The following is a 15,289-nucleotide window of genomic DNA, read 5'->3' on the forward strand; positions in this document are numbered from 1 at the left end:
AACACATTTCGCATGGGCAGAGTCAACACATAATGATCCCACAAATTTCTCATGCCCCCGGCCTCGTTCAGCCGGTGGTCAATTTTCTGGAAGCGTTGAAGCAGAAAGGTTTTACCGGCGACACCACGACCGGCTACGCCGATCGTCTGACGATGGCGACAGACAACAGTATCTATCAGCTTTTGCCGGATGCGGTGGTGTTCCCGCGCTCGACGGCCGATGTGCAGCTGCTGGCCACGCTGGCCGGCGAGGCGCGCTTCGCCGAACTGGTCTTCACGCCGCGCGGCGGCGGCACCGGCACTAACGGTCAGGCGTTGAATCACGGCATCGTGGTCGATATGTCGCGCTATATGAACGGCATACTGGAAATCAATCCGCAGCAGGGCTGGGTACGGGTCGAAGCCGGGGTGATCAAGGATCAACTGAATCAATATCTTAAACCGTACGGCTATTTTTTCGCGCCGGAATTGTCCACCAGCAATCGCGCCACGCTGGGCGGTATGATTAATACCGATGCCTCCGGGCAGGGCTCGCTGGTGTACGGCAAAACCTCCGATCACGTACTGGGGTTGCGCGCGGTGCTGCTCGGCGGCACGTTGCTCGATACCCAGGCGGTGCCGCTGGCGCTGGCGGAACAGTTCGCGCAGGAAGAGTCGGTCGTTGGTCGACTGTACCGTACGGTGCTGGAACGCTGTCGCACGCAGCGTCAACTGATAGTGGATCGTTTCCCCAAACTGAACCGTTTTCTGACCGGCTACGATCTGCGCCACGTCTTCAGCGACGATATGCAGACGTTCGATCTGACGCGCATTCTGACCGGCGCGGAAGGGACGCTGGCGTTTATTACCGAAGCCAAACTGGATATCACTCCGCTGCCGAAGGTGCGGCGGCTGGTGAACATTAAGTATGACTCCTTCGATTCGGCGCTGCGCAACGCGCCGCTGATGGTGGAGGCCAGGGCGCTGTCGGTGGAAACGGTCGACTCGCGCGTGCTGAATCTGGCGCGGCAGGATATTGTCTGGCATTCGGTGAGCGAACTGATTACCGATGTGCCCGGGCAGGATATGCTTGGGCTTAATATCGTGGAATTCGCCGGCGATGATGAAGCGGCGATTGACCGGCAGATTGACGCGCTGTGCCGGCGGCTGGAGCAACTGATGGCCGACGGCCTGAGCGGCGTGATTGGCTATCAGCTATGCCGCGATCTGACGGGCATCGAGAGAATTTACGCCATGCGCAAGAAAGCGGTGGGGCTGCTGGGCAATAGCAAGGGGCAGGCCAAACCGATACCCTTCGCCGAAGATACCTGCGTGCCGCCGGAGCACCTGGCCGACTATATCGCCGAATTTCGTCAGCTGCTCGACAGCCATCAGTTGACCTACGGCATGTTTGGTCACGTGGACGCCGGCGTGTTGCACGTGCGTCCGGCGCTCGATATGTGCGATCCGGCGCAGGAAGCGCTGATGAAGCAATTGTCCGATCGGATCGTCGCCCTGACGGCCAAATACGGCGGTCTGCTGTGGGGGGAACACGGCAAGGGCTTTCGCGCCGAGTACAGCCCGGATTTTTTCGGCGCCGAACTGTATCAGGAGCTGCGTCGCATTAAGGCCGCATTTGATCCGGACAACCGGCTCAACCCGGGCAAAATCTGCGCGCCGCTGAGTAAAGACAGCCCGATGATGCGGATTGATGCGGTGAAGCGCGGCACCTACGACCGGCGTATTCCGTTGACGGTGCGGACTTCGTTCCGCGGCGCGCTGGAGTGTAACGGCAATGGCCTGTGCTTCAATTTCGATGCGTACAGCCCGATGTGTCCGTCGATGAAGATTACCGCCGACCGCATTCACTCGCCCAAAGGGCGTGCGACGCTGGTGCGCGAATGGCTGCGCCTGCTGGTGGAGCAGGGCGTGGATCCGCTGCAGCTGGAACAACAACTGACGCAGTCGCGCATCAGTCTGCGCGGGATGCTGGCGCGCCTGCGCAACAGCTGGCTGGCGCATAAGGGCGAGTATGACTTCTCGCACGAGGTTAAAGCGGCGATGTCGGGCTGCCTGGCCTGTAAGGCCTGTTCGACGCAGTGCCCGATAAAAATCGATGTGCCGGGCTTCCGCTCGCGTTTTTTGCAGCTATACCATACGCGCTACCTGCGCCCGGCGCGCGATTACCTGGTGGCGGGCGTGGAAAGTTACGCGCCGTTGATGGCGCGCAGCCCGAAAACCTTTAACTTTTTCCTGCGCCAGCCGCTCATGGCGTCGCTCAGCCGGCGCTATATCGGCATGGTCGATCTGCCGCTGCTGTCGTCGCCATCGCTGCGCCAGGAGTTTGCCGGCCATCGCACGATGACCACTACGCTGGAGCAACTTGAGCAGCAAACGGAAAACGAGCGTCGCCGGCATGTGCTGATCGTGCAGGATCCTTTCACCAGCTTTTACGATGCGCGAGTGGTGGCCGATTTTGTCCGGTTGGTGGAAAAACTGGGTCTTAAGCCCGTGCTGCTGCCGTTTTCACCCAACGGCAAGGCGCAGCATATTAAAGGTTTTCTGCAGCGCTTTGCGCGCACCGCCGCTAAAACGGCGGATTTTCTCAACCGGGTCGCGGCGCTCGGCGTGCCGATGGTGGGCGTCGATCCGGCGCTGGTGCTGTGCTACCGCGATGAGTATCGTGAGATCCTCGGCGACCGGCGCGGCGATTTTCAGGTGCTGTTGGTGCATGAGTGGCTGACGACGCTGCTGGCGGACAAAACGCCGCAGGAGACGCAGGGCGAGTCATGGTATCTGTTCGGCCACTGCACCGAAAGCACGGCCTTGCCCGCCAGCAGCGGTCAGTGGGCGGCGATTTTTGCCCGTTTTGGCGCGCGGCTGGAGAGCGTCAGCGTCGGCTGCTGCGGCATGGCCGGCACCTATGGTCACGAAACCCGCAACCTGACGCATTCGAAAGGCATCTATTCCCTGTCGTGGCAACAGGCGCTGCAGCGCCTGCCGCAGGCGCGCTGTCTGACCACCGGCTACTCATGCCGCAGTCAGGTAAAACGTATGGAAGGACAGGCGCTGCGCCACCCGCTGCAGGCGCTGCTGGAGATCGTATAATGCTGTGGAAAAGAGCGCTCACGCTTGACCAGCTAAACCGGATGATGCAGGGCTGCATGATCGAGCATCTGGGGATCCGCTTTGTTTCGCTGGACGACGATCGGCTGGAGGCCACCATGCCGGTGGATCAACGCACGCGTCAACCGCATGGACTACTGCACGGCGGCGCTTCGGTAACGCTGGCGGAGTCGCTCGGTTCTGTGGCCAGTTATCTGTGCTGCGAAGGCGACGCGCGCGTCGTCGGGACGGAGATCAATGCCAGCCATTTGCGCGCGGCGCGCGACGGACAGGTGCGCGGCCTGTGCCGGGCGCTGCACGTCGGCCGGCGCAGTCACGTGTGGCAGATCGATATCGTCGATCAGCAGGGCAAGCTGTGCTGCGCGGCCCGTCTGACGGTGGCGGTGATCGGCGGAGGCTGAGCCGGCGCCCGGAGTCAGGGTAAAAAGGGCACTCGCTTGACGAAATCGGTTTGAAAGGCGGTCGCTTTTTCCCATGATCCCTGCAGACTGAGCTGGTGACAGATCAGTTTCAGCGTATGGCGGGCAAAGTAGTAGCTTTGCACGCGAAACAGGTGGCAGCGTTCTTCTCTGTTGATTTCTTTTATCAACCGGTTGTGCAGTTTCACCAGCGCATGCAGATAGCTCTCGTCATCGCCATTCTGCAAACAGAGCTCGGCCATTTCCATACAGGCGTTGTTATAACGGCGCAGATGATCAATATGGCTGTCGGAATTATTTAGCCGCGCTTCCGCCATATAGAAATCAACGGTGGCGTCACGGATATTATGTTTATACTGGTCGATTTTTTGCTGCAGCCAGGCGTTGGCAGAAAACATGGTTCGTCGCCCCACATATTAATGATAATCATTATCATATTTATAAAAGGGGCTTTGATCAATGGGAATCATCACGCCGGACAGAGAAGAAAACAGACGAAGATGAAAATAAATCGTCATTATGTTTGCCTGTTTTATAAATAGGTATTCTCGATGGATGTTATACTTAACGCAAAGAAAGTTTTACTGTTGGCAGGGAAATTAACAGACGGCTAAATATTTTATTTAGCTATCAATAAGTTAATTAACAACGTTATCCGGCCGGATAACCGGCCGAAGGCCGGTAAAAGCGAAAAAAACAGCGGCGAAACGAAGTGTTAATAATATCCCTGCGAAACAAGAGGTTGAAGCAGCAAACATTATCACTAACATTATAGCAGGCCAGCGTAAAACTGGCGTGACGAGTTAACGAGGTAATTCCCTATGCAAACGGAAAATGTAGCGACTTTTTCACTGGACGAAAATGTCTGGCAGGGATTGACGATGACAGAAAGCGCCGCGCGGCAAATCGTCAGGCTGACACAGCAGGACAATACGCAGGCGGGGTTGCGCCTGGGGGTAAAACAGTCCGGCTGCGCCGGGTTCGGCTATGTGCTGGATCTGATTCAGCAGCCCGAGGCGGACGATCTGCTATTCGAGCGCGAGGGCGCGCGTTTATATGTACCGCTGAAAGCTATGCCTTTTATTGACGGCACCGAGCTCGATTTCGTTCGTGAAGGACTGAATCAGGTGTTTAAATTTCATAATCCTAAAGCTCAGCATGCCTGTGGATGTGGCGAGAGCTTTGGCATTTAAGCGATGACGAATTATGGCACGTAGCAATGTAGATGTACCCGAGGATGTACAGGTCTGGATGGACGACGGGCGTTATAAAGAAGGATTCTATACCGAGCTGGCGACGGATCAGCTGGCCCGCGGCATTAACGAAGACGTGGTGCGCGCAATCTCGGCTAAACGCAATGAGCCCGAGTGGATGCTGGAATTCCGGCTTAACGCTTATCGCGCCTGGCTGGAGATGGAAGAGCCGCACTGGCTGAAAGCGCACTACGACAAACTCGATTATCAGGACTACAGCTATTATTCCGCGCCCTCCTGCGGCAGCTGCGACGACAGCTGTGGTTCTCAGCCCGGCGCCACGCAGCAGTCCGGCATTGAAGAGGTCAACAACTATCTGACGCGCGAAGTGGAAAACGCGTTCGATCAGTTGGGCGTGCCGGTGCGCGAAGGAAAAAACGTTGCCGTGGATGCGATCTTCGACTCCGTGTCGGTATCCACTACCTATCGCCATGAGCTGGCGGAGCAGGGCATCATTTTCTGTTCGTTCAGCGAAGCGATTCAGGAACATCCGGATCTGGTGCGTAAGTATCTCGGCAGCGTCGTGCCGGCCAACGATAACTTCTTTGCCGCGCTCAATGCCGCGGTGGCTTCCGACGGCACCTTCGTCTACGTGCCGAAAGGGGTACGTTGCCCGATGGAGCTGTCGACCTATTTCCGCATCAACGCCGCCAAAACCGGCCAGTTTGAGCGCACCATCCTGATCGCCGACGACGATAGCTACGTCAGCTATATCGAAGGCTGCTCGGCGCCGGTGCGCGACAGCTATCAGCTGCACGCCGCGGTGGTGGAAGTGATCGTGAACAAAAACGCGGAAGTGAAATACTCCACCGTGCAGAACTGGTTCGCCGGCCAGGATGCCGCGGGCGGGATCCTGAACTTTGTCACCAAACGCGCGCTGTGCGCCGGCGATCATTCGAAGATGTCCTGGACCCAGTCGGAAACCGGCTCGGCCATCACCTGGAAATACCCCAGCGTGATCCTGCGCGGCGATTATTCGGTCGGCGAATTCTTCTCGGTGGCGTTAACCAGCGGACATCAGCAGGCCGATACCGGCACGAAGATGATTCATATCGGCAAGAACACCCGTTCGACCATTATCGCAAAGGGAATTTCCGCCGGCCACAGTGAAAATACCTATCGCGGTCTGGTGAAAATCATGCCGAGCGCCACCAACGCGCGCAATTTCACGCAGTGCGACTCAATGCTGATCGGCAGCGATTGCGGCGCCCATACGTTCCCGTACGTGGAAGTGCGCAACAACACGGCGCAGCTGGAGCACGAGGCCACCACCTCGAAAATCGGCGAGGATCAGCTGTTTTACTGCCTGCAGCGCGGCATCAGCGAAGATGACGCCATCTCGATGATCGTTAATGGCTTCTGTAAGGACGTCTTCTCCGAGCTGCCGCTGGAATTTGCGGTTGAAGCGCAAAAACTGCTGGCGATCAGCCTGGAACACAGCGTGGGTTAAACCGCGGTCACGCCACAAAGCGATGATCGGGTAAACAGAATAATGATGAGCGTCGGCAGCGGTAAGACGCCCGAAGGATACAGTATGTTAAGCATTGAAAATTTGAGAGTCAGTGTTGAAGGCAATGAGATCATTAAGGGACTGAACCTTGAGGTTAAACCGGGCGAGGTTCACGCCATTATGGGGCCGAACGGCTCCGGTAAAAGTACCCTGTCGGCGACGCTGGCCGGGCGCGAGGAGTATGACGTGACCGGCGGGTCGATTACCTTTAAAGGTAAAGACCTGCTCGAACTGGACCCCGAAGATCGCGCCGGCGAAGGGGTGTTCATGGCGTTTCAGTATCCGGTGGAAATCCCGGGCGTCAGCAATCAATTTTTCCTGCAGACGGCGGTGAACGCGGTGCGGAAGTATCGTCAGCAGGAGCCGCTGGATCGTTTCGACTTCGCTGATTTCATCGAAGACAAAATTAAACTGCTGAAAATGCCCGCCGACCTGTTGACCCGCTCGGTCAACGTCGGTTTTTCCGGCGGTGAGAAAAAACGCAACGATATTCTGCAGATGGCGGCGCTGGAGCCGGAATTGTGCATCCTGGATGAGACCGACTCCGGTCTGGACATCGATGCCCTGAAAATCGTCGCCAACGGCGTCAATTCACTGCGCAACGAGCAGCGCGGTTTTATCATCGTCACCCACTATCAGCGTATTCTCGACTATATTCGCCCCGATCACGTGCACGTGCTGTATCAGGGACGGATTGTGAAATCCGGCGATTTTTCTCTGGTGAAACAGTTGGAGGAGCAGGGCTATGGCTGGCTTACCGACCAACAGTAAAACGAGCGCGAAGGCGAGCAACGCGCTGCAGCAGTGGCACCATCTGTTCGAGAGCCTGGGGCAGCAGCGTTCCGCGCTGGCGCAGAGTCACTGGCAGCAGGTTCTGCGTCTGGGGCTGCCTGATCGTAAACAGGAGCACTGGAAATACACGCCGCTGGACGGCCTGCTGGCGCAGCAGTTCGTGCTGCCGCCGGCGCTCGGCATCGGCAAAGAGCAGTGCGCCGCGCTGGCGTTGCCGCTTGACTGCTGGCGGCTGGTGTTTATCGACGGCCGCTTCAGCGCCGAGCTGAGCGATGCGCAGTGGGGGCCGTATCTGGTTGAGGTAAAGGCGCAGGGCGCGCGCAGCGCTCTGCCGGAGCCAATCCAGCCGGAGATTTTTCTGCATCTGACCGAAAGCCTGGCGGAAGAGGCGACCATCGTTACCCTGCCGGTCGGCCAGCAGGCCGAAAAACCGCTCTATTTCCTGCATATCAGCAGCGGGCGCGAGTCCGGCGAACTCAACACGGCGCATCATCGTCACCATATCCACGTCGAGGCGGGCGCCCGGGCGACGCTGATCGAACATTATGTTTCCGTCAGCGATCTGGGGCATTTCACCGGCGCGCGGCTGAGTATCGACGCCGGTGAAAACAGCCAGGTCAGTCATTACAAACTGGCGTTTGAAGCCGCGGCCAGCTACCACTTCGCGCACAACGATCTGGTGCTGGCGCGCGACGCGCGTCTGCGCAGCGACAGTTTTCTGCTCGGCGCCGGGCTGACGCGCCACCATACCAGCGCGCAGATGAACGGCGAAGGCGTGAATCTGTCGATGAACAGCCTGGTGCTGCCGGTCGGCAGCGAAGTGTGCGATACCCGCACCTGGCTGGAGCACAACAAAGGCTATGGCGAGAGCCGTCAGTTGCATAAGACCATCGTGCGCGACAAGGCGAAAGCGGTGTTTAACGGTCTGATTAAAGTGGCTCAGCATGCGGTGAAGACCGACGGGCAGATGACCAACAACAATCTGCTGCTCGGCCGACTGGCCGAGGCGGACACCAAACCGCAGCTGGAAATCTATGCCGATGACGTGAAATGCAGCCACGGCGCCACTATCGGCCGTATTGATCAAGAGCAGCTGTTTTATCTGCGTTCGCGCGGCATTTCGGGCGAGGATGCGCATCAGATGATCATCTTCGCTTTCGCCGCGGAACTTACCGAAGCCATTGAGGACGAGCAGGTGCGCGAGGTGGTGCTGAATCGCATCGCGCAGCGCCTGTCCGGCGCAGGAGTGGCCGCATGAGTTATCCCATAGAACGTGTCCGCGCCGATTTCCCGCTGCTGGCGCGCGAGGTCAACGGCCATCCGCTCAGCTATCTGGACAGCGCGGCCAGTTCGCAGAAACCCGAGGCGGTGATTGAGCGCGAGCGGGCATTTTATCAGCATGAGTACGCCGCGGTGCATCGCGGCATCCATACCCTGAGCGCGGAAGCCACCACGGCGATGGAGGCCGTGCGCCAGCAGGCGGCAGACTTTATCAACGCGGCCTCCGCGGAGGAGATTGTCTTCGTTAAGGGCACCACCGAAGGGATTAACCTGATCGCCAACAGCTACGGTCGCGCCTTTCTGCAGCCGGGCGATAATCTGATTATCACCGAAATGGAGCACCACGCCAACATCGTGCCGTGGCAGATGCTGGCGGCCGAGCGTCAGCTTGAGCTGCGCGTGCTGCCGATCGACGATCAGGGTACGCTGATGCTGGAACAATTACCGGCGTTGATCGACGAGCGCACCCGTCTGCTGAGCGTGACCCAGATTTCTAACGTGCTGGGCACCGTCAACCCGCTGCCGCAGATTATCGCGCTGGCCAAAGCCGCCGGGGTTAAAGTGCTGGTGGACGGCGCGCAGGCGGTGATGCACCACAAAGTGGATGTGCAGCAACTGGACTGTGATTTCTACGTCTTCTCCGGCCATAAGATCTACGGCCCGTCGGGGATCGGCATTCTGTACGGCAAGAAGGCGTTGTTGCAGGCCATGCCGCCGTGGGAAGGCGGCGGATCGATGATTAAAACCGTCAGTCTGACCGCCGGCACCACCTACGCCGACTCGCCCTGGCGCTTCGAGGCCGGCTCGCCGAACACGGCGGGCATGATGGGGCTGGGCGCGGCGCTGAAATATGTGACCAATTTAGGGCGCGATGCGATCCATGACTGGGAAAGTTCGCTAATGCGCTATGCGCTGGACGCGCTGCAACAGGTGCCGGATTTGAGGCTGTATGGCCCGGATTCGCGCCAGGGCGTTATCGCGTTTAACCTGGGCAAACATCATGCCTATGATGTGGGCAGCTTCCTCGACCGGTATGGGATCGCCATCCGCACCGGGCACCACTGCGCCATGCCATTAATGGAACATTACGGCGTTTCCAGTATGTGCCGGGCATCTCTGGCGTTATATACTACGCGTGAAGAGATTGACCGGCTGGTGGCCGGTCTGCAACGTATCCATCGGCTGCTGGGCGGTTAATCGTCCGCCGGCAGTCTACGGGAGGAACTGATGGCGAGTTTGCCAGATCCACAAAAGCTATTGCGTAATTTTTCCCGCTGCCATGACTGGGAAGAGAAGTATCTGTACATTATTGAACTGGGCGCGATGTTGCCGCCGCTCACGGACGCGCAGCGTCAGCCGGAATATCTGATCGCCGGCTGCCAGAGCCAGGTGTGGATCGTGCTGCAGCCTGATGCACAGGGCCGGGTTTGCTTTAGCGGCGATAGCGACGCGGCGATTGTCAAAGGCCTGGTGGCGATTGTGTTCAGCCTGTATCAGGGCCACGGCGCGCAGGAGATCGCGGCTATGGATGTGCGTCCCTTCTTTCAGGACCTGGCGTTAGGGCAGCATCTGACGCCTTCGCGCACTCAGGGGCTGGAAGCGATGCTGCGCAGCATCCGGGCGCGCGCCGCGCAGTTATAGTCTGTCTTGCCGTCCGGCCGAGCCTGTGCTGGCGTTGCGGCCGCGTTTCCGCTCTCTCAGCTTCATCGATTGGCCAGGTATTAATCTGAAATTCACCTTCCCGCCGCGGATTAAGCGCCGCGGCATTCGCGCTACCTTGCCGGCTCTGATAGATTAATCTGGTGGTTTTTCAGCGGGTTAACGGTGCTTAAAAAAGCGTTGCCGGCGGAAGCCACATATCTAACATTTTGATTTTAAATAAAATAATGTCCTCTGACGGCGCGCGGCCGCGATCGGCGGCGCAATACTGGCGGAAATGGCGCCGTCAGAGATAATCAAAGGTAAGTGGCAACGTTAGCGGGAACCAGGCATGAAACGTATATTAATTTTAGTGGGCGTGATGGCCGCCGCCTGTCTGTTGGGCAACGCGCCGGCGCGGGCGACGGAGTACCCGTTGCCGCCGGCCGGCAGCCGTCTGATCGGCGAGAACCAGACCTATGTGGTGCCTCATGACGGCCATGCGCTGGAGGATATCGCGGCGCGCTTTAAAATCGGCATGCTGGCGATGCTGCAGGCCAACCCCGGTACCGATCCCTACCTGCCGACGCCGGGTTCGACGTTGACTATCCCGGCGCAGATGCTGCTGCCGGATGCGCCGCGCCAGGGAATCGTCATCAATCTGGCCGAACTGCGTCTGTACTATTATCCGAAAGGCAAGAACAGCGTGATTGTTTATCCGATCGGTATCGGTCAGCTGGGGCGTAATACGCCGGTGATGACGACGTCGATTAGTGAAAAGCGCGCTAACCCGACGTGGACGCCGACGGCGAATATCCGCCGCATCTATAAGGAAGAGCAGGGCATCACGCTGCCGGCGGTGGTGCCGGCCGGGCCGGATAATCCGATGGGGCTGTTTGCGCTGCGTCTGTCCGCCGGCCAGGGGCAGTATCTGATTCATGGCACCAATGCCAACTTCGGCATCGGCATGCGCGTCAGCTCGGGCTGTATTCGTTTACGGCCCGATGATATCGAAGCGTTGTTTAACAGCGTGCCGGTCGGCACCCGGGTGCAGATTGTCAATGAACCGGTCAAAATAGCGATAGAGCCGGACGGCAAGCGCTATATTGAGGTACACCAGCCGCTATCGCGCACCGGCGAGGACGACCCGCAGACCATGCCTTTGCACGTCGGCGCGAAGCTGCAAAAGCTGATTAACGACAGCGAGACGGACGCCAGCGAAGCGGCTCATGCGCTGAAACGGCGCGCCGGGATGCCGGTGTTGATTAACGTCGGCGAAGAGGGCGACGGGTTGCCGCTGCAGACGCCGGAGAGCCCCGTGTCGCTGCCGCAGCCGGCTGCCGCGCCGATCTCTACCGTGGGGAGCGCTCAGGCCGCAGAAACGGCGAATTTGCCGGGGCAGTAATGTTCAGGACGGGGCGTTGCTCCCGTCCGCCCGTTCTGACGGCGCCTGTTTGTCCGAGAGGAAAAAAATAACGCAAAAAAAAAATGGCGCACAGAGTGCGCCATTTTTTATTTAACCAGTTCGATTACTTTTTGTAAGTGCGAACCTGGTTGTCCAGACGCTGGTTAGCACGAGCTGCTTCATCTTTAGCAGCCTGTACGTCGGAGCGGATGGTGTTCACGTCGCTGCTCAGCTGGTCAACTTTAGCGTTCAGAGTCTGAACGTCAGAAGACAGCTGATCGATTTTAGCGTTGCTGGAACAACCGGCCAGCAGAGTAGAACCCAGGATTACCGCGCCCAGTACCAGTTTAGTACGATTCATTATTAATACCCTCTAGATTGAGTTAATCTCCATGTAGCGTTACAAGTATTACACAAAGTTTTTTCGAATGAGAATAAATTTTTGATGAGAACATGCTTAATTTTGATCGTTCGCTCAAAGAAGCAGCGAGTTTTTCCGGTAGGTTAAAAAACTAAATAAAAACAGTGTTTTTTATCAGACAACTCTGAAATAGTCTTAAACAGGAAATGACAATTTAGTGATATTAAGCGTTATTTTACGACAAAAAGTAATATAAGCTTTAGCCTTCTGCCTGGCCTTTGGTTTGCCCGCCGGTTTTGTTCTGATTTTCGCCTTCTGTTCGCGCAGGGATATTTGCTTTCCGCTTATCCCGAATCCGCTCTTCGCTAAGCAAAAAGCCGCTTTCATGGCAGGCGGCTTTGACCCGGTTCCCTAAAAGAGAGCTAAAAAAATGTATCCGCCATGCCTGAACATTGTTCCTGACTGCATGACCGATAAGGAAACGTCACTGCCGTTCTGAATCATCCTGGCGTAAGACGAAACCTTCCCTCACCGGCGTTCTTCGGGCTATAGCCCTACAGGAACGATCCCTTCTCCCAAAGGGGAGGTTAAGGCAGACAATAAAAAAGCGCCCGATTGGGCGCTTTTGGCGGAATGGACCCGAAGGATCAAACGCGATGTACGGATGCGGTATTGGTGGTGCCGCTCGGTACCAGCGCGCCGGAAACCATAACGACCACGTCGCCCGATTTGGCGAAGCCGCTTTCCAGCGCCGCTTCTTTACCGATGCGGTAGAAATCGTCGGTAGAGGCGATTTCTTTCACCAGACGAGTTACCACGCCTTTGCTCAGCAGCAGTTGGCGGGCGGTGACTTCGTTGGTGGTCAGGGCAAGGATACGGGCGTCAGGGAAGTATTTACGGATGGATTTGGCTGATTTACCGCCGCTGGTGGCGACGACAATCAGCGGCGCTTCCAGTTTTTCCGCCGTTTCTACCGCACCGCGGCAGACTGCTTCGGTGATGCGCAGTTTGTTGCTGTCCTGAGACGCATCCAGACGTGCGGTCATCACCCGGTCGGTGCGCTGGCAGATGGTCGCCATGATGCTGACGGCTTCCAGCGGGTATTTACCCTTGGCGCTTTCGCCAGACAGCATAACGGCGTCGGTGCCGTCGATGATGGCGTTGGCAACGTCACCGGCTTCCGCACGGGTCGGACGCGGGTTTTTGATCATCGAATCCAGCATCTGAGTCGCCGTGATTACCACTTTGCGCGCGCGGGTGCATTTTTCGATCATCATTTTCTGAGCGAAGATAACTTCTTCTACCGGGATTTCCACGCCGAGGTCGCCACGGGCAACCATGATGCCGTCGGAAGCATCCAGGATTTCGTCAAAATTGTTCAGGCCTTCCTGGTTTTCAATTTTGGAAATGATCTGGATGTGTTCGCCGCCGTGTTTTTTCAGGTGGGCGCGAATTTCTTCGACGTCGGAACGTTTACGGATAAAGGAGGCGGCAACGAAGTCCACGCCCTGTTCGCAACCGAAGATCAGGTCGCGTTTGTCTTTTTCGGCCAGCGCCGGCAGCTGGATGGAAACGCCCGGCAGGTTAACGCCTTTGTTTTCGCCCAGATCGCCGTTGTTCAGTACTTTACAAACGACTTCTTTACCGCTGATGCTGATAACTTCCATACCGATCAGACCATCGTCAACCAGCACGGTGTTGCCCGGTTTCAGGTCATCGGTGAAGCCGGTATAGGTTACCGCTGCGCGTTCCTGGTTGCCGATAACGCTCGGGTCGGTGGTGAAGGTGAAGGTCTGGCCGGCACGCAGGGAAACATCCGCGCCGTTTTCCAGTTTCATGGTACGGATTTCCGGACCTTTGGTATCAAGCAGGATGGCCGCTTGTTTCCCGGTACGAGCAACGACGGCGCGCAGATTTTTGATGCGGTTGCCGTGTTCTTCGTAGTCGCCGTGAGAGAAATTCAGACGCATAACGTTCATGCCCGCTTCGAGCATTTTCGTCAGCATTTCCTCAGTTTCGCTTTTGGGACCGATGGTGCAAACAATTTTAGTCTTTTTCATAATGATCAAGTTCTATAAGTTGTGATGGATAAAAAACATGTGAACCGAAGGCGGGAGCGCCGCCGGAAAATGAAGCTGCTGAAGAAGATGAGAATAGGTGGTAACAGTGACACAAAAAAGGCGAGGAGGATAGACTTAGCCTGTTGCTGCGCAGTGTGCACAAAATCCAGGCAAGCGCCGCCATGAGTATAATTTTTTCTAATAAAAGAGGATACGTCAATTAGCTGAAACCATTCAATTAAAACGACGTTTGGTATTATAGTTATCAGCCCACGAGAAACAAGTTAAAAACGTACCCGGAGCGAGTTTTTTTGCCCTGTTTGCGCAAAAAATAGTGCGATTTGTTACTTTTACAGGTATTTGTTGCGCAACTCTCCACCCGTTTCCGCATTGCGGCGGCGGCATGGGGAAGCGGCCGACAGAATGTAAAAAAATTGTTTTTTCTGGCGATCCCTGTCACGTTTTGCTACAGAATGGGTTGAGAAGCCAGTCGCGAATGGTATCCTGGCTGCGCAATTATTGGATTGTTACTGCGTAAGCAGGCAAAACCAGATGCCCGTTAAGGCGGGTATCTGGTTTTTTGTTTTTCAGGATGGGATCATGAAGATTTCCAGAATACTTAATAATAATGTCGTGATCGTTACTGATGAACATCATCATGAACAGGTGGTGATGGGGCGGGGACTGGGGTTTAAAAAACAGGCGGGGGATATGCTGGACCCGGCGCTGATCGAAAAAGTTTTTGCGCTGAAAAGCGGGGATTTGACGTCGCGCCTGACTGAACTGTTGTCGGAGATCCCGCTGGAGGTGATCACCACTGCGGATCGCATCATCACCCTGGCGAAGGAGCGTTTGCCGGGCAAGCTGCAGAACAGTATCTATATTTCGCTGACCGACCACTGTCATTTCGCTATTGAACGTCATCGCCAGGGCGTCGACATCAACAACGTGCTGCTATGGGAAATTAAACGCCTGTATCAGAAAGAGTTCCTGGTCGGACTGGATGCGCTGGATATTATCGAGCATCGACTGGGCGTGCGCCTGCCGGAGGATGAGGCGGGCTTTATCGCCCTGCATCTGGTGAACGCGCAACTGGACAGCGAAATGCCTCAGGTGATTCATATCACCAAGATTATGCAGGAAATTCTGAATATCGTTAAATATCACCTGAGCATTGATTATAACGAATCGGCGCTGAGCTATCACCGTTTCGTGACGCATCTTAAATTTTTCGCTCAGCGCTTATTAGGGAAAAATGTCGTTTCCAGCGATGATGAATCATTACACGATGTGGTTAAAGAAAAATATCAGCTGTCCTATCGCTGCGCGGAAAAAATACAGCTGCACATTATGCAAAAATATCATTATTCATTAACCAAAGAGGAACTGATGTTTTTGACGATTCATATTGAACGGGTGCGCACCGAGCAGCCGGAATCGTCGGATTGAAACTTTGCATTGCGTCA

At 56.4% G+C, this 15,289-nt stretch carries 13 protein-coding genes; 10 read left to right on the plus strand and 3 right to left on the minus strand.

Annotated elements, in window-relative coordinates:
- The first annotated feature begins 32 nt into the window (after positions 1-32).
- Both ydiJ and FJU30_RS08345 read left to right on the plus strand, forming a co-directional pair.
- Positions 33-3,086 carry a D-2-hydroxyglutarate dehydrogenase YdiJ gene (gene ydiJ / locus FJU30_RS08340; protein ID WP_150434506.1) on the plus strand — a complete coding sequence of 1,018 codons (3,054 nt, stop codon included), beginning with the start codon at positions 33-35 and terminating at the stop codon, positions 3,084-3,086.
- Entirely contained in the window at positions 3,086-3,505 is a 420-nt protein-coding gene (locus FJU30_RS08345; RefSeq protein WP_150434507.1) for a hotdog fold thioesterase, read from the plus strand. Before ydiJ ends, FJU30_RS08345 begins: the two co-directional genes overlap by 1 nt.
- 14 nt (positions 3,506-3,519) lie before the next feature.
- On the opposite strand, the gene FJU30_RS08350 is transcribed toward FJU30_RS08345, so the two are convergent.
- Positions 3,520-3,921, minus strand: coding sequence for a hypothetical protein (locus FJU30_RS08350; RefSeq protein WP_150434508.1), 402 nt, complete (start codon positions 3,919-3,921; stop codon positions 3,520-3,522).
- A gap of 423 nt (positions 3,922-4,344) precedes the next feature.
- On the opposite strand from FJU30_RS08350, the gene sufA reads away from it, so the two are divergent.
- The 7 genes from sufA (at position 4,345) to FJU30_RS08385 (ending at position 11,402) form a co-directional block, all read left to right on the plus strand.
- Complete coding sequence (gene sufA, locus FJU30_RS08355; RefSeq protein ID WP_150434509.1) at positions 4,345-4,716, plus strand: Fe-S cluster assembly scaffold SufA; 372 nt, start codon at positions 4,345-4,347, stop codon at positions 4,714-4,716.
- A 13-nt stretch (positions 4,717-4,729) separates the two neighbouring features.
- Positions 4,730-6,226, plus strand: a complete 1,497-nt coding sequence (sufB, locus tag FJU30_RS08360) for a Fe-S cluster assembly protein SufB (RefSeq protein ID WP_150434510.1) — start codon at positions 4,730-4,732, stop codon at positions 6,224-6,226.
- An 84-nt stretch (positions 6,227-6,310) separates the two neighbouring features.
- Positions 6,311-7,057: a Fe-S cluster assembly ATPase SufC gene (sufC, locus tag FJU30_RS08365; RefSeq protein WP_150434511.1), complete on the plus strand. Its 747-nt coding sequence runs from the start codon at positions 6,311-6,313 to the stop codon at positions 7,055-7,057.
- On the plus strand, positions 7,032-8,336 hold the full coding sequence (gene sufD, locus FJU30_RS08370) for a Fe-S cluster assembly protein SufD (protein ID WP_150434512.1): 1,305 nt from the start codon (positions 7,032-7,034) through the stop codon (positions 8,334-8,336). Before sufC ends, sufD begins: the two co-directional genes overlap by 26 nt.
- On the plus strand, positions 8,333-9,556 hold the full coding sequence (gene sufS / locus FJU30_RS08375; protein WP_150434513.1) for a cysteine desulfurase SufS: 1,224 nt from the start codon (positions 8,333-8,335) through the stop codon (positions 9,554-9,556). Before sufD ends, sufS begins: the two co-directional genes overlap by 4 nt.
- A gap of 30 nt (positions 9,557-9,586) precedes the next feature.
- Complete coding sequence (gene sufE / locus FJU30_RS08380; RefSeq protein WP_150434514.1) at positions 9,587-10,000, plus strand: cysteine desulfuration protein SufE; 414 nt, start codon at positions 9,587-9,589, stop codon at positions 9,998-10,000.
- 349 nt (positions 10,001-10,349) lie between these two features.
- The gene (locus tag FJU30_RS08385) at positions 10,350-11,402 is read left to right on the plus strand and encodes a L,D-transpeptidase family protein (RefSeq protein WP_150434515.1); all 1,053 of its coding nucleotides are present in this window, start codon (positions 10,350-10,352) and stop codon (positions 11,400-11,402) included.
- A 124-nt stretch (positions 11,403-11,526) separates the two neighbouring features.
- On the opposite strand, the gene FJU30_RS08390 is transcribed toward FJU30_RS08385, so the two are convergent.
- Both FJU30_RS08390 and pykF read right to left on the minus strand, forming a co-directional pair.
- Positions 11,527-11,763: a major outer membrane lipoprotein gene (locus FJU30_RS08390; protein ID WP_150434516.1), complete on the minus strand. Its 237-nt coding sequence runs from the start codon at positions 11,761-11,763 to the stop codon at positions 11,527-11,529.
- A gap of 647 nt (positions 11,764-12,410) precedes the next feature.
- Positions 12,411-13,823 carry a pyruvate kinase PykF gene (pykF, locus tag FJU30_RS08395; RefSeq protein WP_150434517.1) on the minus strand — a complete coding sequence of 471 codons (1,413 nt, stop codon included), beginning with the start codon at positions 13,821-13,823 and terminating at the stop codon, positions 12,411-12,413.
- A 600-nt stretch (positions 13,824-14,423) separates the two neighbouring features.
- On the opposite strand from pykF, the gene licT reads away from it, so the two are divergent.
- Positions 14,424-15,272: a BglG family transcription antiterminator LicT gene (licT, locus tag FJU30_RS08400; RefSeq protein ID WP_150434518.1), complete on the plus strand. Its 849-nt coding sequence runs from the start codon at positions 14,424-14,426 to the stop codon at positions 15,270-15,272.
- The last annotated feature ends 17 nt before the right edge of the window (positions 15,273-15,289 follow it).

Source organism: Affinibrenneria salicis, from assembly GCF_008710095.1.